The sequence below is a fragment of the Micromonospora sp. MH99 genome, from assembly GCF_021442385.1.
GTDB lineage: Bacteria > Actinomycetota > Actinomycetes > Mycobacteriales > Micromonosporaceae > Micromonospora.
On the sequence record NZ_MUZA01000039.1, the window covers coordinates 15,296 to 36,494 of the forward strand.

Annotated in this window: 20 protein-coding genes; 11 read left to right on the top strand and 9 right to left on the bottom strand. The window is 73.5% G+C overall.

The window, feature by feature from the left end; translation table 11 throughout:
• Positions 1-58: 58 nt before the first annotated feature.
• The 4 genes from B0E54_RS19990 to B0E54_RS20005 form a co-directional block, all read right to left on the bottom strand.
• A complete protein-coding gene (locus B0E54_RS19990; RefSeq protein WP_234586932.1) occupies positions 59-763 on the bottom strand; it encodes an endonuclease/exonuclease/phosphatase family protein in 705 nt (234 codons plus the stop codon).
• An 11-nt stretch (positions 764-774) separates the two neighbouring features.
• Complete coding sequence (locus B0E54_RS19995; RefSeq protein WP_234586935.1) at positions 775-1,722, bottom strand: ROK family glucokinase; 948 nt, start codon at positions 1,720-1,722, stop codon at positions 775-777.
• Between the two features lie 76 nt (positions 1,723-1,798).
• On the bottom strand, positions 1,799-2,491 hold the full coding sequence (locus B0E54_RS20000; protein ID WP_234586937.1) for a hypothetical protein: 693 nt from the start codon (positions 2,489-2,491) through the stop codon (positions 1,799-1,801).
• A 32-nt stretch (positions 2,492-2,523) separates the two neighbouring features.
• Positions 2,524-2,979 carry an SRPBCC family protein gene (locus B0E54_RS20005; protein ID WP_234586939.1) on the bottom strand — a complete coding sequence of 152 codons (456 nt, stop codon included), beginning with the start codon at positions 2,977-2,979 and terminating at the stop codon, positions 2,524-2,526.
• A 122-nt stretch (positions 2,980-3,101) separates the two neighbouring features.
• On the opposite strand from B0E54_RS20005, the gene B0E54_RS20010 reads away from it, so the two are divergent.
• The 7 genes from B0E54_RS20010 to B0E54_RS20040 all read left to right on the top strand — a co-directional run bounded on the left by B0E54_RS20010 (position 3,102) and on the right by B0E54_RS20040 (position 11,355).
• Complete coding sequence (locus B0E54_RS20010) at positions 3,102-4,916, top strand: long-chain fatty acid--CoA ligase (RefSeq protein ID WP_234586942.1); 1,815 nt, start codon at positions 3,102-3,104, stop codon at positions 4,914-4,916.
• 77 nt (positions 4,917-4,993) lie between these two features.
• Complete coding sequence (locus B0E54_RS20015; RefSeq protein WP_255787310.1) at positions 4,994-6,622, top strand: GAF domain-containing sensor histidine kinase; 1,629 nt, start codon at positions 4,994-4,996, stop codon at positions 6,620-6,622.
• A 7-nt stretch (positions 6,623-6,629) separates the two neighbouring features.
• Complete coding sequence (locus B0E54_RS20020) at positions 6,630-7,298, top strand: response regulator transcription factor (protein ID WP_200209675.1); 669 nt, start codon at positions 6,630-6,632, stop codon at positions 7,296-7,298.
• A 189-nt stretch (positions 7,299-7,487) separates the two neighbouring features.
• Positions 7,488-8,297, top strand: a complete 810-nt coding sequence (locus B0E54_RS20025; RefSeq protein WP_234586947.1) for an SAM-dependent methyltransferase — start codon at positions 7,488-7,490, stop codon at positions 8,295-8,297.
• Positions 8,298-8,376: 79 nt separating this feature from the next.
• Positions 8,377-10,035 (top strand): bifunctional diguanylate cyclase/phosphodiesterase, encoded by a 1,659-nt coding sequence (locus B0E54_RS20030; protein ID WP_234587024.1) that lies wholly within the window; start codon positions 8,377-8,379, stop codon positions 10,033-10,035.
• A 53-nt stretch (positions 10,036-10,088) separates the two neighbouring features.
• The gene (locus tag B0E54_RS20035) at positions 10,089-10,673 is read left to right on the top strand and encodes a TetR/AcrR family transcriptional regulator (protein ID WP_234586949.1); all 585 of its coding nucleotides are present in this window, start codon (positions 10,089-10,091) and stop codon (positions 10,671-10,673) included.
• Positions 10,674-10,686: 13 nt separating this feature from the next.
• Positions 10,687-11,355 carry a 1-acyl-sn-glycerol-3-phosphate acyltransferase gene (locus B0E54_RS20040; RefSeq protein ID WP_234586951.1) on the top strand — a complete coding sequence of 223 codons (669 nt, stop codon included), beginning with the start codon at positions 10,687-10,689 and terminating at the stop codon, positions 11,353-11,355.
• Between the two features lie 11 nt (positions 11,356-11,366).
• Here the strand turns inward: B0E54_RS20040 and B0E54_RS20045 are convergent, their stop codons facing one another.
• From B0E54_RS20045 to B0E54_RS20055, 3 genes are all read right to left on the bottom strand, one after another.
• Positions 11,367-12,491, bottom strand: coding sequence for a glycosyltransferase family 4 protein (locus B0E54_RS20045; RefSeq protein WP_234586954.1), 1,125 nt, complete (start codon positions 12,489-12,491; stop codon positions 11,367-11,369).
• Positions 12,488-13,747, bottom strand: a complete 1,260-nt coding sequence (locus B0E54_RS20050; protein ID WP_234586956.1) for a M48 family metallopeptidase — start codon at positions 13,745-13,747, stop codon at positions 12,488-12,490. Before B0E54_RS20050 ends, B0E54_RS20045 begins: the two co-directional genes overlap by 4 nt.
• Before the next feature lie 217 nt (positions 13,748-13,964).
• Complete coding sequence (locus B0E54_RS20055) at positions 13,965-14,198, bottom strand: hypothetical protein (protein WP_234586958.1); 234 nt, start codon at positions 14,196-14,198, stop codon at positions 13,965-13,967.
• Positions 14,199-14,584: 386 nt separating this feature from the next.
• Between B0E54_RS20055 and B0E54_RS20060 the strand changes: the two genes are divergently transcribed.
• Together B0E54_RS20060 and B0E54_RS20065 are read left to right on the top strand one after the other, a co-directional pair.
• A complete protein-coding gene (locus B0E54_RS20060) occupies positions 14,585-14,977 on the top strand; it encodes a hypothetical protein (protein ID WP_234586961.1) in 393 nt (130 codons plus the stop codon).
• Positions 14,978-15,000: 23 nt separating this feature from the next.
• On the top strand, positions 15,001-15,333 hold the full coding sequence (locus tag B0E54_RS20065) for a hypothetical protein (RefSeq protein WP_234586963.1): 333 nt from the start codon (positions 15,001-15,003) through the stop codon (positions 15,331-15,333).
• A gap of 49 nt (positions 15,334-15,382) precedes the next feature.
• On the opposite strand, the gene B0E54_RS20070 is transcribed toward B0E54_RS20065, so the two are convergent.
• Together B0E54_RS20070 and B0E54_RS20075 are read right to left on the bottom strand one after the other, a co-directional pair.
• The gene (locus B0E54_RS20070) at positions 15,383-15,796 is read right to left on the bottom strand and encodes a hypothetical protein (protein ID WP_234586966.1); all 414 of its coding nucleotides are present in this window, start codon (positions 15,794-15,796) and stop codon (positions 15,383-15,385) included.
• Between the two features lie 124 nt (positions 15,797-15,920).
• Positions 15,921-17,351, bottom strand: a complete 1,431-nt coding sequence (locus B0E54_RS20075; protein WP_234586968.1) for an NYN domain-containing protein — start codon at positions 17,349-17,351, stop codon at positions 15,921-15,923.
• 126 nt (positions 17,352-17,477) lie between these two features.
• Here B0E54_RS20075 and B0E54_RS20080 point away from each other — a divergent pair, with 126 nt between their 5' ends.
• A complete protein-coding gene (locus B0E54_RS20080; protein WP_234586970.1) occupies positions 17,478-19,232 on the top strand; it encodes a DEDD exonuclease domain-containing protein in 1,755 nt (584 codons plus the stop codon).
• A 128-nt stretch (positions 19,233-19,360) separates the two neighbouring features.
• Positions 19,361-21,154 (top strand): bifunctional (p)ppGpp synthetase/guanosine-3',5'-bis(diphosphate) 3'-pyrophosphohydrolase, encoded by a 1,794-nt coding sequence (locus B0E54_RS20085; RefSeq protein WP_234587027.1) that lies wholly within the window; start codon positions 19,361-19,363, stop codon positions 21,152-21,154.
• The last annotated feature ends 45 nt before the right edge of the window (positions 21,155-21,199 follow it).

Sequence of the window (21,199 nt, forward strand, 5' to 3'; positions counted from 1 at the left end):
ATCGGAGCCGGATGTCCAGCCCCGGAGCGGACCGATCGACGGATACCGGACGGGGGGGTCAGCCGGCGGTGGGTAGCAGCAGGTCGACGAGGACCGGGAAGTGGTCGCTGGCCCGGCGGGTCTGCGGGGTGTCCACCACGTCGTAGTCGACAACGCTGATCCGGGGATCGACGAAGAGCGCGTCGATGCGGCGGCGCGGGTCGGCGCATGAGTAGGTGAGCCGCTCCGCGCGGTCGGCGGCGATGGCCGCGTCGGTCAGGCCACGCGCCACGGTGGCCCACGCCGGCCCGTCCGGGCCCTCGTTCAGGTCGGCTCCGGCCACCACCGGGCTGCTCGCCGCGTCCAGCCCTCGCCGGAATTCGGCGGCCTGCGCGGGCCGCTCGGTCGGGTCGGTGGACAGGTGCGACCCGGCGAGGGTGAACCGGGCGTCGCCGACCCGGCAGTCGGCGTACGCGGCGCCGCGCAGGTGTCGGCCCGGGGTCAGCGGGAAGCGCTGGCAACGGGTGTCGCGCACCTGCACCCGCAGGCTGGTCAGCAGCAGGTTGCCCAGGGCGGGCAGGCCCCCGGCGGCCACCACCAGGCCGAACGACTCGGCCAGGGTGGCGGACTTCTGCCGCCACCGGAACCGGCGCGGCCCCTCCTGCACGATCACGACGTCCGGCCTCGCGGCCCGGACCACCGCCGCGAGCGCGGCCGTGTCGTCGCGCTGGCTGTGGATGTTGTACGACACCACGCGCAGTGGTACGCCGGCAGCCTCACCCATCGCCGGCCCCCTCAGATCCGGCGGGCCAGGTCGGCCGCGCCGATCACCCCGGCGCTGTTGCCCAGCTGGGCGGGGAGCACCTCGGCCACCGGCAGGCGGCCCCGCTGGGCGAGCGCGTCGAGGTACGAGCGGCGCGTCGGGCCGAGCAGCAGGTCACCGGCGTCGATCACGCCGCCGCCGACGACAAGGGTCTGCGGGTCGAGGATCTGTGCCATGTCGGCGAGGCTGGTGCCCAGCCACCGGCCGATCTGCGCGAACGCCTCGGCGGAGACCGGGTCGCCGCCCTGCGCGGCGGCGGTCACCATGTGGCCGGTGATCGCCTCGGCCTCGCCGCCGGCCAGGTCCAGCAGGGCCGCGGCCCGCTGGGGTTCCTGTCGGGCGCCCGCGCGGGCGAAGCGGACCAGGGCGCTGCCGCTGGCGTACTGCTCGATGCAGCCCAGCCGCCCGCAGCCGCACTGGTGCCCGTCCGGCACGGCCAGCATGTGGCCCAGCTCCGCGGCGACGCCGTGCGCGCCGCGCATCAGCTCGCCGCCGAGCACGATGCCGCCGCCGACGCCCGTGCCGATCGTGAACATGATCATGGAGTCGTCGGCGTCCCGGGCCGCGCCGTAGCGGAACTCGGCCCAGGCGGCCACGTTGGCGTCGTTCTCCACGATCACCGGCAGGCCGACGGCGGTGCTGACGTACTCGCGCAGCGGCTCGTCCCGCCAGGCGAGGTTCGGGGCGAAGAGCACTGTCGAGCGGGTGGCGTCGATCCAGCCGGCCGCGCCGATACCGACGGCCTCGATCGTCCGCCCGGCAGCCAGCTCGCCGACCAGCTCGATGATGACGTCGCGGGTCTTGCCGACGTCATCGGCGGGAGTGTCCCGTCGGCTCTGCACGAGAACCGTGCCGGTGTCGTCCACGACACCGCCGGCCACCTTCGTGCCACCGACGTCGACTCCGATGGTCAGCGTCACCGCTGCCGCTCCCCTCTGCTGTGCTGTCCGGTCCGCGCGCCGATGACGCGCCGGTCCGGATCGCGATGTCCCGCGCTCAGGCGCCGCCGCCCGGCGCGTCCGCGCCGGTGTCGTCGGACGCCCGCGACGCGGGCACCGCGGGTCGGCTGGTCGGCGCCGGTGCGGCCACCGACCCGGCGTCGTCGACGGGTGCTGCGGTGGCCGGGGCGAGTGGGTCCGCCGTCCGGGTGGCGACCGACCAGACATCCCGCTCCGGCGCCGGCTGAGAATCATGCCCGCTGCGGGTGGCATCGCGCCACACGTGCTCGTCGTCGGTGTCGGCGGACCGGTCGGCCGGGGCGGAGGGCGGGGCCTCGTCGTCGCTGCTCGCGGCGGGCGTCGGCCGCGCCGGGGCGGACGGCTGCGGTGCGGTCGTCGGGGACGGCTCCGGCGGTGCGAACGCCCGGAGCAGGCTGGCCACACCGGCCGCGAGGTCTCCGGCGCCGGTGGCGAGGCGTTCGGCGAATTCCGGACTCGGATCACGTAACGCGGCGATGCCGCGACAGACCGGGCAGACGCAGCATTCGGCCGAACCGGTGGCGAAACCCCCACCGACCTGGGTGCCGCCGCCCGGAGCGGCACTGTGACCGAGGACACCGGCCAGCATCCCGCCCAGCGGGCCGAACGCGCCGCCCGCCGACCCGCCGGAGGCCAGTCGCGCCCCCGCGAGCACTGTGGCGACCAGACGCTCCGCCTCTTCCCGGGCCGAACCCGGATCCGTTCCGCCCACCCTCGGCTCCTCCACCCCTGCCGCCGGACGCGTCACTGCGCCGCACCGAGTGCTTCTACCCGGCGCTTGAGCTGCTTCAACGCGGTGTCCATGATCATTTTTTCGGCCTTGCGCCGAAACATGCCGAGCATCCCCACCGACAGCTCCACCTCGAGCGTGTACGTCACGGTGGTGCTCCCGTCCGGGTTCGCCACCAGGTCGTACGAGCCGCGCTGGCTCTTCTGCATCTTCGAGGGGGCCAGCAGGTGCCATTCGACGCGGGACAGGTCCTCGGCGTACTCGTAGGCGAGCACGTACTCGTCGGCCATCACCCCGGCGTCGATCGCGAAGCGCACCTGGCTGGCGTAGCCGTCCTCGTACTCCTCGATCACCTCGGCGTGGCGCACCGCCTCGGTCCACTCCGGGTAGCTCGGGAAGTCGCAGATGACCGCCGCCACCAGGTCCGGTGACGCGCCGATGATGATCGACTGGGTGGAGGAGTCCGCCATGGGGGGAGGCTACCCGGCGGGTACCGCCCGTACGCCGCGCCGCCCCCGCCGGGTAGGTTTCGACAGAGCCGAAGACCGTGGATGGGCAGCGGCCCGGCCAGTGCGAGCACGAAGGAGTGCAGGTGCGCGAGTTCTCCGTTCCGCCGATCGTCACCGTTGGCGACGCGGCCAACCTCACCGATCCGGTCTGGGACAACGCCGAGGCCGCGCCGGACACCGTCCAGTTCGCCCGCGCCACGCGCTCGGCCGACGGCAGCGGCACGACCTGGGCCGAGGTGACCTGCCTTCAGTTCCGCGACGAGGTGGCGGCGGTGGCCCGGGGCCTGATCGCCGCCGGCGTCGCTCCGGGCGCCCGGGTCGCGCTGATGAGCCGCACCCGCTACGAGTGGACGCTGCTCGACTACGCCATCTGGACGGTCGGCGCGGTCACCGTGCCGATCTACGAGACCTCCAGCGCCGAGCAGGCCGCCTGGATCCTGGCCGACTCCGGCGCGGTCGCCGCAGTGGTGGAGACCGACGCGCACGCCGACCTGGTCGCCAGCGTCCGCGACCGCCTGCCCGAGCTGGCCCACCTCTGGCAGATCGACAGGGGCGGAGTCGACGACCTGGTCACCGCCGGCGCCGCAGTCGAGCTGACCGAGGTCGAGCGGCGCCGCAAGACCGTCCGCGCCAACGACCTGGCCACGATCATCTACACCAGCGGCACCACCGGCCGCCCCAAGGGTTGTGTGCTCACCCACCGCAACATGTACGCCGACATCGCCAACGCGGTGCCGGTGCTGCCGAACCTGTTCAACGCCGGCGCGGCCACCCTGCTCTTCCTGCCGCTGGCGCACGCGTTCGCCCGGCTCATCCAGATCGGCGTGGTGCAGGCCCGGGCCACCCTGGCGCACTGCGCCGACACCAAGAACCTGGTCGGCGAGTTGCAGGAGTTCCGCCCCACCTTCGTGCTGTCCGTGCCACGGGTGTTCGAGAAGGTCTACAACGCGGCCAAGCAGAAGGCCGAGGCCGACGGCAAGGGCGGCGTCTTCGCCCGCGCCGAGCAGGTCGCCATCGCGTACAGCGAGGCTCTGGAGACCCCGCGCGGACCGGGCCTGGCGCTACGCGCCCAGCACGCGGTCTTCGACCGGCTCGTCTACCGCAAGCTGCGCGCCGCGCTCGGCGGGCGGTGCCGCGACGCCATCTCCGGCGGCGCACCGCTGGGGGCCCGGCTCGGTCACTTCTTCCGCGGCGTCGGCGTGACGATCCTGGAGGGGTACGGGCTGACCGAGACCTCGCCCGCCGCCGCAGCGAACCTGCCCACCGGCACCCGGATCGGCACCGTCGGCCGACCGCTGCCCGGCGTGACCATCCGGATCGAGGACGACGGCGAGATCCTGATCTCCGGCGAGCTGATCTTCCAGGGCTACTGGCACAACGAGGCGGCGACCGCCGAAGCGCTCAGCGCCGACGGCTGGTTCCGCACCGGCGACCTGGGCCAGCTCGACGCCGACGGCTACCTGAGCATCACCGGCCGCAAGAAGGAGCTGATCGTGACCGCGGGCGGCAAGAACGTCGCCCCCGCCGTGCTGGAGGACCAGGTCCGCGCCCACCCGTTGATCAGCCAGTGCGTCGTCGTCGGGGACGCGAAGCCGTTCATCGCCGCGCTGGTCACCCTCGACGAGGAGGCGTTGCCGACGTTCCTCGCGAGCGCCGGCCTGCCCCCGGACACCCCGGTCGAGAAGCTGCGCGAGCACGAGGGCCTGCGCGCCGAGGTCCAGTCCGCGATCGACACCGCGAACCAGTCCGTGTCGAAGGCCGAGGCGATCAAGGTCTTCCGGATCCTGCCCCACGACTTCACCGAGGCGACAGGCGAGCTGACCCCGTCGCTCAAGGTCAAACGACAGGTCGTCCACAAGACGTACGCGGCGGAGATCGCCGACATCTACCGAGGCTGACTACCATCCGTCACGTGCCCGCATCCGCATCCGCCACACCGCATCCGCATCCCCTCGCCGCGGCCGCCCGCCTGGTGATGCTGGCGCTGGTCGCGATCCTGACCCTGTTCGCCACCCGCGACGTCACCCAGCTGTGGTGGATCGCGCTGCTGGCGGTCGCCGGAGCGCCCTCCCTGCTCGCCCCACAGCACCGGCTGATCGGGCCGCTGAGCCGGGTGGCCGAGGTGGTGGTGCTGGGGCTGGCCGCGAGCCAGGTCGCCGCCGTCGCGTCGATCGGGGGGACCGTCGACGGGCTCGGCGCCTCCGCGGTGCTGCCCTACCTGGCGGTGCCGGTGACCGTCACCGCCCTGCGCCGCCGCTTCCGCGAGGGCGCGGCGCTGCTCGCGGTGACCGCCGGCACGCTGCTGGTCAGCGGCGCGTTGACCCAGGTCGACGGCGGGCGTCAGCTCGGCCAGGTGGGCTATCTCGCGGTCTGCGCGCAGTGGCTGATTCTCGCCGCGCTGGGGCTCTACGCCGCCGGCACCCTGCACCGGGTGATGGCCGTGCGCGGGGAGGGCAAGCCCCAGCCGTACGCCGAGGCGACCCGCCTGCTGACCCAGCTGCGGACCGTGGCACGGCAACTGCCGGGGGCGACCCTGGACCCGGGCGGCATCTCCGAGCACCTGCTGGAGGAGCTGCGCACGGTGGCCCGGGCGGACCGCGGCGCGGTGCTGTCGGCCAGCGGTGGGGGCCGGCTCGTGGTGCTCGCGCAGGCCGGGGTGGACCGGGTGGACTGGGAGACGACCCTGGACGCGGACTCGGCGATCGCCGACGCCTGGGCCAGTCAGCAGGCCACGACGGCCGCCCGCTCACAGTCGCGCTCCCACCGGGGCGGGGACGTGTCGGCGCTGATCGTCCCGCTGGTCGCCGGGGTGCGCACGGTGGGGCTGGTGGTGCTGGAGGCGGACGTCGCGCAGGCGTACCCGCCGCCGGTGGTGTCCCGGGTGACCGCACTGACCCGGCCGGCCGCGCTGCGGCTGGAGGCGGCGCTGCTGTTCGACGAGGTCCGCTCGCTGGCCACCAACGAGGAGCGCCAACGGCTGGCCCGCGAGATCCACGACGGGGTGGCGCAGGAGCTGGTGATGGTCGGCTACGGCATCGACAACGCCCTGGCCACCGTCTTCGACGACGCGGACGAGACCGCCGAGGCGCTGCGTACGCTGCGCGGCGAGGTGACCCGGGTGATCACCGAGCTGCGGCTGAGCCTGTTCGAGCTGCGCAGCGAGGTGGACCGCCAGGGCGGCCTGGCCGCGGCGATCGCCGAGTACGCCCGGACCGTTGGCGCCTCGGGTGGGCTGCGGGTGCACCTGTCGCTGGACGAGTCCACCGCGCGCCTGCCGGCGGCCACCGAGGCCGAGTTGCTGCGCATCGCCCAGGAGGCGGTGACCAACGCCCGCAAGCACGCCGGGGCCTCGAATCTCTGGGTCACGTGTGAGGTGGACCCCCCGTACGCTCAAATTGAAGTGTCGGATGACGGTCAGGGGATGGCTGACCAGCGCCCCGACGGACGGTACGGTCTTGCGATCATGGCCGAGAGGGCGGAACGTATCCGGGGCCGGTTGGAGATCAGGCCGCGGCAACCCAGCGGCACGACCGTGGCGGTGGTTCTCGGTTCCTCGTCCCGGCGCGACAACGTGCGCGACAGCGCAGCACCAGAAGGGGAGTAACCCGAGGATGACCACAAGTCCGACACCGGCCACCCGCACCAAGGTTCTCCTTGTCGACGATCACGACCTGATTCGCAAGGGCCTGCGGCACGCCTTCGAGCGCGACCGCCAGTTCGAGGTCGTCGGCGAGGCCGCGACCGCGGCTGAGGGGGTACGCCAGGCCGGCGCCCTGCAGCCGGACGTGGTGATCATGGATCTGCGGCTGCCCGACGGCAGCGGCCTGGAGGCCACCCGCGCGCTGCGCAAGTCCAGCTCGTCGATGGGCATCGTGGTGCTGACCATGTACGCGGGCGACGACCAGCTCTTCGGTGCCCTGGAGGCCGGCGCTAGCGCCTTCGTGCCGAAGACCGCCCCGGCCGACGAGGTGGTGGCCGCCGCGCGGCACGCCGCGTCCTCGCCCAGCGCGTTCACCGCCGCCGACCTGGCCGAGGCGATGAAGCGTCGGCTCGCCCCGTCCGGCCCGCAGCTCTCCCCCCGCGAGGGGCAGGTGCTGCGGCTGCTCGCCGACGGGATGAGCGTGGCGGGCATCGCGAAGCAGCTGTTCGTGAGCGAGTCCACCGCCAAGACGCACATCTCGAAGCTCTACGAGAAGCTCGGTGCCGCCAACCGGGCACAGGCGCTGATGACCGCGCTGCGGCTCGGCCTGCTGGAAGCGCCGGACGCCCCGAAGTTCTGACCGGCGCCCGCTCGTCGAGCGGGACACCGCGATCGAAGGTCCGTGCCGGCTCTCTGCCGGCGCGGACCTTCGCGTATCGACCGACGTCGGCGGGAATCTGGCGGCACGCTATGGTCTGGCGGGTACGTCGGGGGCAGAATACCCGCGCGGGCGACGACGCCCGCGTCGCGGACTCAAGGGGTTGAGCGCATGCAGCGGCCGGACTGGGCACCCGACACCATCGACATCGAGCGCCCGAGCGTCGCGCGGATGTACGACTACTACCTCGGCGGATCGCACAACTTCGCCGCCGACCGGGCCGCCGCGCAGGCGATGGTCGCCGCCGTCCCGGAGGCGCCGCTGATGGCGCAGGCCAACCGGGCGTTCCTGCGCCGAGCGGTCCACCATCTCGCCGAGGCCGGCGTCCGGCAGTTCCTCGACATCGGCTCGGGCATTCCCACCGTCGGCAACGTGCACGAGATCGCCCAGCGCATCGACCCGGAGTCGCGGGTGGTCTACGTGGACGTCGATCCGGTCGCGGTGGCGCACAGCCGGGAGATCCTGGCCGGCAACGACCGCGCGGTGGTCGTCCAGGAGGACCTGCGACACCCGGACCGGATCCTGGCGCACCCCGACGTCCGCAAGCTGCTCGACCTGAGCCAGCCGGTGGCCGTGATGGTCGTGGCCGTCCTGCACTTCGTCTCCGACGACGACCGGCCGGCGGAGCTGCTGGCGACGCTGCGCGACGCGTTGGCGCCCGGCAGCTACCTGGTGCTGTCGCAGGCCAGCGACGACGGGCGCAGCGAGGACGAGCGCGCCGAGGCCGAGCGGGTCTACCGGCGTACCGACAGTCCGCTCTGGATTCGTAACCGGGCCGAGCTGACCGCGCTCTTCGACGGGTTCGAGCTGGTCGACCCGGGCGTCGTCTGGGTGCCGCAGTGGCGACCGGACACCCCGGAGAGCGCGGAGGACGCCGAGCGCGCGGTCTTCATGGGCGGCGTCGGACGACTCGGTGACTGAGTCGCCCGGGGAGGCCACCCGTCCGGGCACCTTCGCCCGCGCGTGGGCCAAGGCGGTCTCCGGGACGAGCTACCTGCCGATGACCCAGGCCCAGCTCGAAGCCCTGCTGCACCGGCTCACCGGGCAGCTGGCCGGCGCGCTGCTCGCCGAGCCGTTCGACCTGCGGGCCGGGCACCGGGTCGGCGCCGAGTTGGTCGCCGCGCACATCGCGTCCGCGGAGGGGCTGGGGCGTACGGTCGAGGTCATCCAGCTCCGGCTCGTGCGGGACCTGGGACTGGTGGCCGAGGACGTCGAGGACCGGATGGCGCGGCTGCTGGCCGCCGTGGCGACCGGCTACGCCCGCGCGCTGCGCGACCGGACGCTCGACGAGCAGGAGTCGATCCGGCGGGCCGCCATGATGGCCCGGACGCAGGCCGAACGGGCGCTGCGGGCCAGCGAGGCCCGGTTCCGCCACCAGGCCACCCACGACCCGCTCACCGGCCTGCCCAACCGGACGCTGTTCACCGAACGACTCACCGCCGCGCTCAACGAGCCGGGCCGGGGCGCCCAGCGCATGGGGGTGTGCTTCCTCGACCTGGACCGCTTCAAGGTCGTCAACGACAGCCTGGGGCACCAGGTGGGCGACCGGCTGCTGACCACTGTGGCCGAGCGGCTGCGCGAGGCCCTCGGTGAGCACCTGGTGGCCCGCCTCGGCGGCGACGAGTTCGTCATCCTGGTGGAGGGGGCCAGCGGCACCGACGCCGTGGTGGAGGTGGCCGAGAGCGCCCTGGCCGCGGTCCGCACACCGGCGGTTGTCGACGGGCACGAACTCCAGGTCACGGCGAGCATCGGCATCGTCGAGCGGCAGGTGGCCGGGGCCACGCCCAGCGACCTGATGCGGGCCGCCGACAGCACGCTGCACTGGGCGAAGTCGGCCGGCGGGGCGCGCTGGGCGCTCTACGACGCCGAGCGCAACCGCCGCGAGCTGGCCCGCTACGCCCTCTCGGCGGCCATCCCGGCCGCGCTGGAGCGGGGCGAGTTCTACCTCGACTACCAACCCCTGACCTCGCTGCGCGACGGCCGGCTGCTCGGCGTGGAGGCGCTGGTCCGCTGGCGCCATCCGGAGCTGGGTGTCCTGCGGCCGGACAGCTTCATCGCGCTCGCCGAGGAGACCGGCCTGATCGTGCAGCTGGGCGGGTGGGTGCTGGCGGAGGCGTGCCGCGAGGCGGAGGCGTGGTCGTCCGACGGCGTCGAGGCGCCGTTCGTGAGCGTCAACCTGGCCGTACGGCAGGTGCACCGGCCCGGCCTGGTGCAGGAGGTCCGCACGCTGCTGCGCCAGACCGGTCTGCCGCCCGAGCGACTTCAACTGGAGATCACCGAGAGCACGATGATGAGCAGCGCCAAGGAGCCGGTGCGCGCGTTGCGGGTGCTGGCCGATCTCGGTGTCCGCATCGCCATCGACGACTTCGGCACCGGCTACAGCAACCTGGCGTACCTGCGGGACCTGCCGGTCACCGAGCTGAAGGTGGCCGGGGAGTTCGTGGCCGGTCTGCGCTCGCCGGCGGTGGGGCGTACCGACGAGCGGATCCTCGCCTCGCTGGTGTCGCTGGCGCACGCGCTGGACCTGACGGTGACCGCCGAGGGGGTGGAGACCGCCGGGCAGGCCGAGCGGCTGCGGGCGATCGGCTGCGACGCCGCCCAGGGCTGGCATTTCGGCCGCCCGGCTCCCGCCGACCGCATCCTGGCCCGCATCCGCTGAAACCCCCACACCGGCGGTAGACAGCGTCTACGCCCGCCTGGTAGACACTGTCTATGCACGAGGGGGAGGCGGGCCTGCGAGCCCGACTGGTGGCCGCCGGGGTGGACCTCGTGCTGCGCGAGGGCCAGTCGGCGGTGTCACTGCGGGAGATCGCCCGTCGGGCGGGCGTCTCGCACGGCGCCCCGCGCCGCTACTTCCCCACCCACGTCGACCTGCTCTCCGCCATCGCCCGGGAGGGCTTCGCCGACCTCACCGCCCGCGTCGAGGAGACGCTGCGCGCGGCCGGCCCGGATCCGCGTACCCGCCTGGTCGCGCTGGCCCGGACGTACCTGGACTTCGCCGCGGCACACCACGGCATGTTCGAGCTGATGTTCCGCCACGACCTGCTGGCCAGCGGTCGTCTGCGGCTGCGCGAGACGAGCCTGCCGCTGTTCACCCTCCTGGTCGACCTGGTCGCCCAGGCACGCCAGCCGGCCGCCGCGCCCGCCCCGGTGCTGGCCGGCGCGCTCTGGGCCAACCTGCACGGCATCGCCCAGCTCTGGGCCTGGGGCAGCCTGCCGCTGGCCACCGGCGTCACCGACGACGACACCCTGCTGCGGGCCGCGCTCGACGCGCACCTCGGCCCCGCGCCGCACTGAACCGGGAGAAGACGTGCCCCTGCTGTACGACATCGGCAAACTGACCGTCGGCACCACCCTGCGGCTGGGCTGGCGGCCCCGCGTCCAAGGGCTGGAGCATGTGCCCCGCCACGGAGGCGCCATCCTCGCCGGCAACCACCTGTCCGTCGCCGACGAGGTGTTCCTCGGCTGCCTGACGCCGCGCCACGTCACCTTCTGGGCCAAGGCCGAATACTTCACCGGCCGAGGCCCGAGCGGTTGGCTCAGCCGGCAGATCGTCGCCGGCATGGGCGCCATCCGGGTCGAGCGCGCCGGCGGCCGGGCCGCCCTCACGGCCCTCGACGCGGCAGTGCCGGTGCTGCGCGCCGGTGGTCTCGTCGCCATCTACCCCGAGGGCACCAGGTCCCCGGACGGGCGGCTCTACCGGGGTCGGGTCGGCATGACCCGGCTCGCCCGCGACGCCGAGGTGCCGATCATCCCGGTCGGCGTGCTCGGCACCGCCGAGGTCCTGCCGGTCGACGCGCGGCTGCCCCGCCGACACCCGGTCACCCTGCGGTTCGGTCCGCCGATCCCGGTCGCCGAGCGCATCACCGGACCCCGCGACATCCGCACGATCACCGACGAGGTGATGGCCGCGATCCAACAGCTCACCAACCAGGAGTACGTGCCCCGCTACGCCCCGCCCCGGCCGGCCCGCACCTGAACCGGCGGCGGTCAGCCGGCGAGCAGAGCCGCCATCCGCTGCGCCTGCGCCTCCCAGCGCCACTCCCGCTCCACCCACGCCCGGCCGGCCGCGCCCAGTTGGCGGGCCAGATCCCGGTCTTCGAGCAGCCGGGCCACCCGGTCGGCGAGCTGGGCGACGTCGCGGCCGCGGACCACGTACCCCGTCTCGGACTCACGGACCGCGTCCGGGGCGCCACCGGAGTCCCCCGCCACCACCGGCAGACCTGTCGCGGACGCCTCCAGGTAGACGATGCCCAGCCCCTCCACGTCCAGGCCGCGGTTACGGGTGCGGCAGGGCATCGCGTAGACGTCGCCGGCCGCGTAGTGCGCCGGCAGCTCGGCCGACGGCACCGAACCGGTGAACACCACGTCCCGCTCGACGCCCGTCTGCCGGGCCAGCTTCTCCAGCGTCGCCCGGTACGGGCCGCCGCCGACGATCAGCAGCGCCGCGTCGGGCACCCGGCGGCGGATCTCCGGCAGCGCCCGGATCAGCATGTCCTGACCCTTGCGCGGCACCAGCCGGGACACGCACACCACCACCGGCCGGTCGGTCAGCCCCAACCGGGCCCGGACCGGCTCGCCGTCCACCGTCGGGTGGTAGGTGTCCACGTCCACCCCGGGCGCCAACCGGCGCAGGTCGGTCACCCCGTCCAGCACGCGGGCCAGCCGGACGCGGGTGTACTCGCCGAGGTAGGTGGTCACGTCGACACCCCGACCGATGCGCCGCAGCGCCGGCCGGGCAGCCGGCAGCGCCGCCCAGCCGACCTCGTGGCCGTGGGTCTGCGCCACCACCCGGCGTACGCCCGCCCGTCGGCGCAGGCCGGCGGCGAGCAACCCCAGCGGGGCCGCAGCGCCGAACCACACCGTGTCGCAGTCGTACGCGCGGGCGAGGCGGGCCGCCCGGCGGGCGATCAGCGGGGTGGGTAGGAGCACCCGGGTGCGCTCGCGGATCACCTCGAACGGCTGGTCGGCGTCGAACTTCGCGGCGCCGCGCCAGCTCGACGCGTACACGACAACCGACCCGGCCGGCTGACGCACGGCGAGGTTGTGCACGAAGGACTGGATGCCGCCCGGGCGGGGCGGGAAGTCGTTGGTAATCAGCAGCGTGCGGCTCACAGGCCGGCCTCCCGGGCGTACGCGCGGGCGGCGGCCATCCGCTCCACGGTGGACGGATGCGAGGCCGAGTAGAGGTATTCCCAACGCGGCGGATCGGGGTCGCCGAGGTTGACCGAGCCGAGGCGGCGCTGCATCGACTCGAAGGCCACCGGGTCGCCGGTGAGCGCGAGCGCGTGCGCGTCGGCCCGCGCCTCCACCCGCCGCGACATCAGCGCCTGCACCGGTGTGGCGACCAGGCCAGCCACCGTCACCAGGGCGATCAGCAGCGGAAACGCGCGTGGATCGGCCACCGAGTCGACACCTGCCAACCGCAGCAGCAGCCCCCACGAGCCGAGCAGGTACAGCGCGACCACCGCGGCTGCCGCGCCCAGCGCCCCGGTCAGCGTGCCCACCGTCACGTCGGAGTCCTTCGCGTGCCCCAACTCGTGCGCCACCACGGCGGTCACCTCGGCCGGGGTGCCCTCGCTCAGCAGCGTGTCGTAGACGACCACCCGGCGGGTCGGCCCGAGGCCGGAGACGTACGCGTTGACCGCCCTGGTGCGCCGCGAGGCGTCGGCGACCAGCACGTCGCGCACCGGCACCCCGTCGCGGGCGGCCATGCTCATCAGCTCGGTGCGCAGCGGACCCTGCTCCATGGGGGTGAACTTGTTGAACACCGGCTCGACCAGCACCGGCAGCACGAACGAGAGCAGCACCACCAGCAGGGCCGCGCCCGCCGCGCCGAACGCCCACCACCAGCGCGGCGCGAACCTGATGACCGCGTAGAAGCCGAACAGCGCCACCGCGCCGATCACGGCGCTGACCGCGTACGACTTGAGCAGGTCGACGGCCCAGCCGCTCCACCCGTTGGTGCTCAGCCCGTAGCGGGTCAGCACGCTCTGTCGCCAGGCGGAGAACGGGAGGGTGAGCAGGTCGGCGACCAGCACCACGGCGAGACCGCCGAGCACCGCCTGCGCGATCCAGTGCCCACCGAACGGCCGGCCCACCAGCTCGACCAGGCGGCTGCCCAGCGGGGTGAGACCGAGCGCGACGGCGATCAGCAGCCCGACGGCGAGCGCGGCGTAGCTGCCGGGGCGCAGCGCGGCACGGAATTCACGCCCCTTGGCCACCTGCTCCACCGGGAGGTCACGCAGCGCGGCGAGCTGGTCGGCGCGGGGCGCCGGTGGCCGGTGCCAGGGAATGAACAGCGCGGCGGTCACCAGCAGGGCCACCGTCAACCCGGCCAGCGTCAGCAGCGCCCAGCCGCGCGGGGTCACCGGGGCATCCCCTGCCGTGCGGCGCCGGCGCGCGTGGCACCGACGGGCCCGCCGCGCTCGCGTCGTACCCCGCTCATCCCGCCGCTCCTCCCGCCGTGACCGCCCATCCTATGGCCCGCGAAAAGCCCGCTTCGCCCGCGGTGTCGCGCTCCGCCGGGGGCCGGCGCGGGTGGTGGTGCGGGAGATCAGTCGTGCGGGAACTCAGCCGTGCGGGAAGTCAGGCCACCCGGCGGACCCGGCGCCCGGGGGCACCCGGCCGGGGGGCGGCGTCGGGCCGCGCGGGCGCGGCCAGCACCTCGACGTCGAAGCCGGCCCGGGCGAGCACCTCGATCGCCTCGACCTCGGCGGCGACCAGCCCGGCCGCCGGGGACGTCTCGTCGAACAGGGCGGTCAGCGGGCAGCCGGAACAGCCGTCGGCCCGTTTCGCGCACCCGTCGCAGTCGATGAGCATCACGCCTCCTGATCGCTCGCGATGCGCGGTCGACACCCTGTCGTCGTCGCCCGAGCACCGTCGGTCACATCGACGCTATCCACCGGGTACGACAGAACCGCCCGCACCGCCCCGTTGAGGGCTAGATCGACTCCAGATCAGCGAAATCGGGGTATCCCGACCGGCCGGACACCCCGACATCGCCGATCCCGTGTCGATCCGGCGCGCACGCTTGTCGATCGCGTCCGTTCCAATCGCCGGTCAACTGCCGGTCAAGCGCCTGTCCCCCGCCAGGGGCCGCTGCGATCGTTGCGGTACGGCCGATCCACCGCCCGACGAGGTCCACCGGCGCACCTGCCGGGCCGAGTGGAACCGGCCGTCCCCACGTTGACCCACCGGAGGATTTCATGCGTGGACCATCCTCGATCACACGATCCCGACTCTCGGCCGGCGCGCTCCTCGCGGCCATCGCGACGGCCGCGGGCGGGCTCGTCGCCACGCCCGCGCAGGCCACCTCGGCGCTCGGCTGCAACTATCCCCGCGTCTGCTTCTGGGTGACCGGGAACCCGTACGACGGCGCCCCGCCGACCGCGTCGTTCCAGGACAACTACTACCAGACCCTCGGGTCCCGCAGCAGGGGCGCGGACTGGGTCTACAACAGCCGCAACGACGACGGCGCGAAGATCTTCTACTCCAACGGCGACTGGGTCTGCGTCTCCCCGGGCGAGCTGGCCTACCTCGAGCCGTACGGCTACGCGGTAGCCCTCGACATCATGGACTCCCCGTACTGCTCCTACTGACCCGATCGCCGGAGGTTGACGACATGTTTCCACGACGTCTCCTGGCCGCCTGCGCCGTCACGGTTACCGCGGCGGTCGGCCTGGTCGCCACACCGGCGTTCGCCGGCGGCTACTTCCAGACGCAGACGGACCTGAACCTGCGCTACTGCCAGTGGCTCAACAACTCGCAGTGCTCGGTGATCCTCACGATCCCGAATGGCCAGTCGGTCTACCTGAACTGCTGGGCGCCCGGCTCGTCGGTCAACGGCGACACCGTCTGGTACAACGCGTTCTACGGCAACGCGAGCGGCATGCTCGCCGGTGACTACGTGAACACGGGGCACGACCCGAACCCCGCCGTCTCCCGCTGCGTCTGACCCGCGATCCGGCCGCTGGCGCCGACGCACCAGCGGCCGGATCCGGACGTCACGGGTAGTACACCCGAGGGCTGGTGAAGATGCCGTGCAACGTTCCGCTGCAGGTGTAGACCTCGACCACCGCCACGGCGGAGCCCTTGAAGTTGTTCATCACGTTGACGTTGCGGCTGATCGGCCCGAACCGGCCGGTCCGGCTGAGGTCGTAGTAGATCCAGGAGCTGTTGCCGTTGTTCGTGGTCCGCAGCTGCAGGTACGCCGTGCACCGGGACTGGTCAGGTATGGCGTTCATGTAGAAGTCGCCCACCACGGTCTGGTTGGAGCCCTGGTACGAGATGCACGAGCTGATCGGGTAGGCGCCGGTGCAGCCGCCACCCGAGGCCGCCTGGGCCGGTCCCGGGGCGACGAGGAGCGCCGCCAGTGTGACAACCGTGCCGAGGATGGTGCCCAGCAGTCTTTTTCTCATGTCGTACGCCTGCCTTTGTCCGGTGCCCGGCGGTGCCGGGCGGATGCAGACACCGTCGCCGACCGAACCTGCAGGAACCTCGCCGTATTCTTGCCCGCCCCGACTCCTCGGCCCGCTCGCGCGGTCAGGACCGGGCGAGGCGCCGCAGCAGCGAGTCGGCGCCCAGCGGGTACGCGCCGTGCCGGCGTACGCCGTCGGCGACCTCGCGGTCGGACGAGATGACGACGACCGGGCGGCCCGCCGGCTCGGCGCGGACCAGGCGGCGGATCAGCTCGTCGGCGGTCTCGCCCTTGCGGGAGAAGAGCACCCGCACGCCGCGGGGCGCGGGCGGCAGCCCGTGCATCCGTTCGGCGCCGTCGAACACGACGGTGACCTCGTCGCCGGTCTGCGCGGCGATCCCGCCCAGACCGGTGATGAGGCGCTTGCGCTGCTGCTCCAGCGACATCTCGCCGAAGCCACGCTTGGTGACGTTGTAGCCGTCCACCACGAGGTGCGCCCGGGGCAGGGCGAGCAGCTGGTCCAGTCGGGCCGGGTCGTCGGTGTCGCGGGCACGGGCGGCCGGGCCGGCCGGGGCGGTGCCCGGCTGCTCGGCGAACGCGTCGGCGACGAAGTCGGCGGGGAGCTTGTCCACCGGGTCGAGCGCCAGCTCCCGGCGCAGCCCGACGGCGGCCTGGCCGATGGTCTCCAGCAGCAGCCAGAGGCGGGCGTCGTCGACCGAACGCGCCTCCTTGGCGCTGGCCCGGGCCACCCCGGCGGCGGCCTCCGCCTCGGCGAGCCGGGCGCGGGCGCGGCGCAGTTCGGCGTCCACGTCGGCGCTGGCGCGTGCGGCCCGGCCGCGTTCGGTGGCGAGGAGTTCGCTGGCCTTGCGCTCACGGGTCTGCGTCTCGCGCAGGGTACGGGCCAGCTGCCGGGACTCCTCGCGGAGCTGGCCCAGCTCCTCGCGGACCCGCGCCAGCTCGTCGCGGAGCTTGTCGGCCTCGACCCGGGCCACCGCCCGGTCGTGCTCCGCACGGGTGGCCCGCTGCTCGGCCTCGCGGACCAGCTCGGCGACGACGGCGCTGTCCGCCTCGGCGCGGACCGCCGCGCCGCTGGAGTCGATCAGCTCGCGCCAGCCACGGGGCCGGGCCAGGTACGCCAGCGCGGCCACCTCGACCGGATCGGCGGCGGCCGGCGCGGTGCCCTCGACCACTGCCGCGCCGAGGTCACCGGCGTCGGCCAGCACCCGCGCGGTGACCCGCTGCCGGAACAGGGGGTCGGCGGTGAGCTGGGCGGCGATGGCCGGGGCGCCGAGTCGGGCCCGGCGGTTGGGGGCGAACTTGGCCACCCGGCGCAGCGGCACCGGCACCTCGTCGGCGGGCAGGGTGGGCAGCACTGCGGCGGTCAGCGCCACGATCCGCTGCCGGACCGGCTCGGGCAGTGTCGGCTCCGGCTCGACGGCCGGGTCGCCACCCGAATCGCCAGGTGTGTCACCGCTGTCCGGGTCGCCCACGGCACCGTCGCCCGCGACCGGATCCTCCTGCGGGAGGTGGTCGTCGTACGGCTCGGTGAGGGGCATGTGGCAAGTCTCCCACCGCGACCGGGCCCACCGCCCGTTGGTGAGCCGATCTCTCATCCTAGCCCCATGGTGACTGCTGGGACCGCTGCGACGGGAGTGTCGGACCGGGGCGCTAGCGTGCCGCCGATGGCACAGGCGGAGTACGTCCAGGAGTCACTTGCCGGTCTCGACCCGGCGGTGGGCGGGGTGGACCCGGCCCTGCCGCTGTACGCGACGACCTTCGTGGTGGTCGACCTGGAGACCACCGGCGGCGCACCCGACGGCGGCGGCATCACCGAGATCGGCGCGGTCAAGGTGCGCGGTGGCGAGCACCTGGGTGAGCTGGCCACCCTGGTCAACCCGGGGCAGCCGATCCCGCCGTTCATCACCGTGCTGACCGGGATCACCCAGGCCATGCTGGTGCCGGCGCCGCCGATCGAGCAGGTGCTGCCCAGCTTCCTGGAGTTCATCGCCGACGCGGTGCTGGTCGCCCACAACGCCCCGTACGACGTGGGGTTCCTCAAGGCCGCCTGCGCGAAGCACGGGCACCGCTGGCCCAATTCGCGCGTGCTGGACACGGCGGCGCTGGCCCGCCGGGTGCTGACCCGCGACGAGGTGCCCAACCGCAAGCTGGGCACCCTGGCCGCCTACTTCCGCACCGCCACCCAGCCCACCCACCGGGCGCTCGACGACGCGAAGGCCACCGTCGACGTGCTGCACGGGCTGATCGGCCGGCTCGGCGGTCACCGGGTGGACACCGTCGGCGACGCCATCGAGTTCGCCCGCGCGGTCACCCCGACGCAGCGTCGCAAGCGACACCTGGCCGAGGGGCTGCCCAGGGTGCCCGGCGTCTACATCTTCCGGGCCGCCGACGACCGGCCGCTCTACGTCGGCACCTCGGGCGACATCGCCACCCGGGTGCGCAGTTACTTCACGGCCGGCGAGAAGCGCGCCCGGATCTCCGAGATGCTGGCCGCTGCCGAGCGGGTCGAGGCGGTGGAGTGCGCCCACTCGCTGGAGGCGGAGGTCCGCGAGCTGCGGTTGATCGCCGCGCACGCTCCCCCGTACAACAGGCGGTCGAAATACCCGGAGCGGATGGTGTGGCTCAAGCTGACCGACGGTCCGTACCCCCGGTTGTCGATCGTGCGCGACATCTCCCCCACCGACACCGCCTACCTCGGGCCCTTCACCTCCCGGCGGGCCGCCGAGCTGGCCGCCGCCGGCTTCCACGACGCGGTGCCGCTGCGCCAGTGCACGCACCGGCTCTCGCTGCGCACCGTCACGCCGGCCTGCGCGCTGGCCGAGCTGGGTCGCTGCCCGGCGCCCTGCGAGCACAAGATCACCCCCGAGGAGTACGACGACAGAGCAGCCGGTCCGTTCCGCACCGCGACAGCCAGCGACCCGCAGCCCGTGGTGGACGCGCTGCTGGCGCGGATCGACGTGCTCGCGGCCGACCAGCGTTACGAGGAGGCCGCCGTGGTGCGGTCCCGGCTGGCCGCGGTGCTGCGCGCCACCGTGCGGATGCAGCGGCTGGCGGCGCTGACCGGGATCGTGGAGCTGGCCGCCGCCCGACCGGCCGCCCGTGGCGGCTGGGAGCTGGCCCTGGTCCGGCACGGTCGCCTGGCCGGGGCCGGGGTGTCCCCTCCAGGCGTCCACCCGCGACCCACGCTGAACGCCATCCGGGCCACCGCCGAGACGGTGTCGGGCGGGCACGGCCCGGTGCCGTCGGCCACGGCCGAGGAGTCCGAGCGCATCCTGTCCTGGTTGGAGCGGCCGGAGACCCGGCTGGTCGAGATGTCGTCCGGTTGGTCCTCGCCGGCGGGCGGGGCGGGCCGCTTCCGTGACCTGCTGGCGAAGGCCGAGAGCGGCGCGTCGCACCAACTCTCGACCGAACGCTCATGACCAACTGACCGATCGGACTACGTCGACTCCCTTAGGCTGTTAGAGAAGTGCAGTCCTGCCCGTTTCGTGGGCCTGCTCCCGATCGCCCGGTCCGGCGGTCGCGGAGCCGGGGTGAGGAGGTGTCCCTCGTGGACGTCGACGCCGGACACGGCGCCGCCCTGGGGGGCGCCCTGCCGACCCGGTCGGGTGAGCTGCCCCTGACCCGCCGACTGCGGTCGCTGCTGACCTGGCCGACCACCGACTCCGACCCGGTCACCCACCTGGTCCGCACCCATCGGGGCATCCACGCGGGCACCGATCCCGCCGTGCTGCGCCGCGCGTACACGATCGCGGAGAACATGCACCGCGGCCAGTTCCGCAAGAGCGGGGAACCGTACATCACCCACCCGCTCGCGGTGGCGCAGATCTGCGCCGAGCTGGGCATGGACACCACGACCCTGGTGGCGGCGCTGCTGCACGACACGGTCGAGGACACCCGCTACACGCTCCAGGCGCTGTCGGAGGACTTCGGCGGCGAGGTGGCCCACCTGGTCGACGGGGTGACGAAGTTCGACAAGGCGTTCTACGGCAAGGCCGCCGAGGCCGAGACGATCCGCAAGATGATCGTCGCCGCCGCCAAGGACGTCCGGGTGCTGATCATCAAGCTGGCCGACCGGCTGCACAACATGCGCACGCTCGGTGTGCGCTCCGCGGCGTCCCGGGAGCGGATCGCCCGCAAGACCCAGGAGGTGCTGGTCCCGCTCTGCGACCGGCTGGGCATCCAGACCCTCAAGCGCGAGCTGGACGACGTGGTGCTGCTGCACCTGGAGCCCGAGGAGCACGCCCGGCTGGCCCGGCACGTGCACGACCGGCCCGGGTGGGACTCGTACCTCGACGCGGTGGTGACCCGGGCCCGGGTGGCGCTGCGCCGCAGCCGGGTCGACGCCGAGGTGAGCCCGCGTCCCCGGCACCTCTACTCGATCTGGAAGGACACCATCGCCGGCGGCCACACCGCCCCGTACGACCTGCCCCGCATCTCGGTGGTGGTCGACGGCCCGGCCACCGACTGTTACGCCGCGCTGGGCGCGATCCACGGCACGTGGCGGCCGATCCCGGGCCGTTTCAAGGACTTCATCGCCTCACCCAAGAACAACCTCTACCGCTCGCTGCACACGAGCGTCTGCGGCCCGCAGGACCGCACGGTGGAGGTGCTGATCCGCACCGAGGAGATGCACCGCTCGGCCGAGTACGGCATCGCCGCCGACTTCCGCTTCCCGCGCTCGGGCAGCAGCAGCGCGGCGGCGCGCGCCGAGCAGTTGGACTGGCTGCGCCGCGTGCTCGACTGGGAGCCGGACGCCGCCGACCCGGCCCAGTTCTACGAGTCGCTGCGCTGCGACCTCGCCGAGGGCCAGATCCAGGTCTTCGCCGACGGGCGTCAGGTGGTGCTGCCGGCCGGCGCCACACCTGTCGACCTGGCGTACGAGCTGGGCAGCCAGCGGGGCGACCACTGCCTCGCCGCCCGGATCAACGGCCGGCTCGCGCCGCTGAGCTCGGAGCTGGACGAGGGCGACGTGGTGGAGATCTTCACCGAGAGCGACGGCGACAACGGCTTCGAGGCTGGCGTGGCGCCACGCGGCCCGCGCAAGGAGTGGCTGGGCTTCGTCAAGTCGCCGAACGCGCAGATGCAGATCAACAGGTGGTTCGCCGAGCACACCGAGCCGGGCATCACGATCAGCGACAAGGTCCGCCTCGGTCGGGCCACCATCGGGCTCGCCCTGCGCCAGCACAACCGCGGCCTCGCCAGCGACCTGCCGCTGCTGCGGCTCTCCGAGGAGCTGGGCTATCCCGACCTGGAGACCCTGCTGGTCGCGGTCTTCGACCGGGTGATCGAACCGGACACCGTGGTACGCCAGCTCATCGACCTGGTCGACCATCGACAGTGAGCGGCCCGGCCCCAGCGCGTCCGAAGGACATTCGTGACCACTAGC

What these genes read in the sequence shown, in the direction of transcription:
- B0E54_RS20035 (WP_234586949.1), top strand. Translation starts at nt 10,089, where the DNA reads ATGCACGAGGGGGAGGCGGGCCTGCGAGCCCGACTGGTGGCCGCCGGG.
- B0E54_RS20025 (WP_234586947.1), top strand. Translation starts at nt 7,488, where the DNA reads ATGCAGCGGCCGGACTGGGCACCCGACACCATCGACATCGAGCGCCCG.
- B0E54_RS20080 (WP_234586970.1), top strand. Translation starts at nt 17,478, where the DNA reads ATGGCACAGGCGGAGTACGTCCAGGAGTCACTTGCCGGTCTCGACCCG.
- B0E54_RS20005 (WP_234586939.1), bottom strand. Translation starts at nt 2,979, where the DNA reads ATGGCGGACTCCTCCACCCAGTCGATCATCATCGGCGCGTCACCGGAC.
- B0E54_RS20030 (WP_234587024.1), top strand. Translation starts at nt 8,377, where the DNA reads ATGACCCAGGCCCAGCTCGAAGCCCTGCTGCACCGGCTCACCGGGCAG.
- B0E54_RS20015 (WP_255787310.1), top strand. Translation starts at nt 4,994, where the DNA reads ATGCTGGCGCTGGTCGCGATCCTGACCCTGTTCGCCACCCGCGACGTC.
- B0E54_RS20065 (WP_234586963.1), top strand. Translation starts at nt 15,001, where the DNA reads ATGTTTCCACGACGTCTCCTGGCCGCCTGCGCCGTCACGGTTACCGCG.
- B0E54_RS20020 (WP_200209675.1), top strand. Translation starts at nt 6,630, where the DNA reads ATGACCACAAGTCCGACACCGGCCACCCGCACCAAGGTTCTCCTTGTC.
- B0E54_RS20060 (WP_234586961.1), top strand. Translation starts at nt 14,585, where the DNA reads ATGCGTGGACCATCCTCGATCACACGATCCCGACTCTCGGCCGGCGCG.
- B0E54_RS20075 (WP_234586968.1), bottom strand. Translation starts at nt 17,351, where the DNA reads ATGCCCCTCACCGAGCCGTACGACGACCACCTCCCGCAGGAGGATCCG.
- B0E54_RS19990 (WP_234586932.1), bottom strand. Translation starts at nt 763, where the DNA reads ATGGGTGAGGCTGCCGGCGTACCACTGCGCGTGGTGTCGTACAACATC.
- B0E54_RS20055 (WP_234586958.1), bottom strand. Translation starts at nt 14,198, where the DNA reads ATGCTCATCGACTGCGACGGGTGCGCGAAACGGGCCGACGGCTGTTCC.
- B0E54_RS20070 (WP_234586966.1), bottom strand. Translation starts at nt 15,796, where the DNA reads ATGAGAAAAAGACTGCTGGGCACCATCCTCGGCACGGTTGTCACACTG.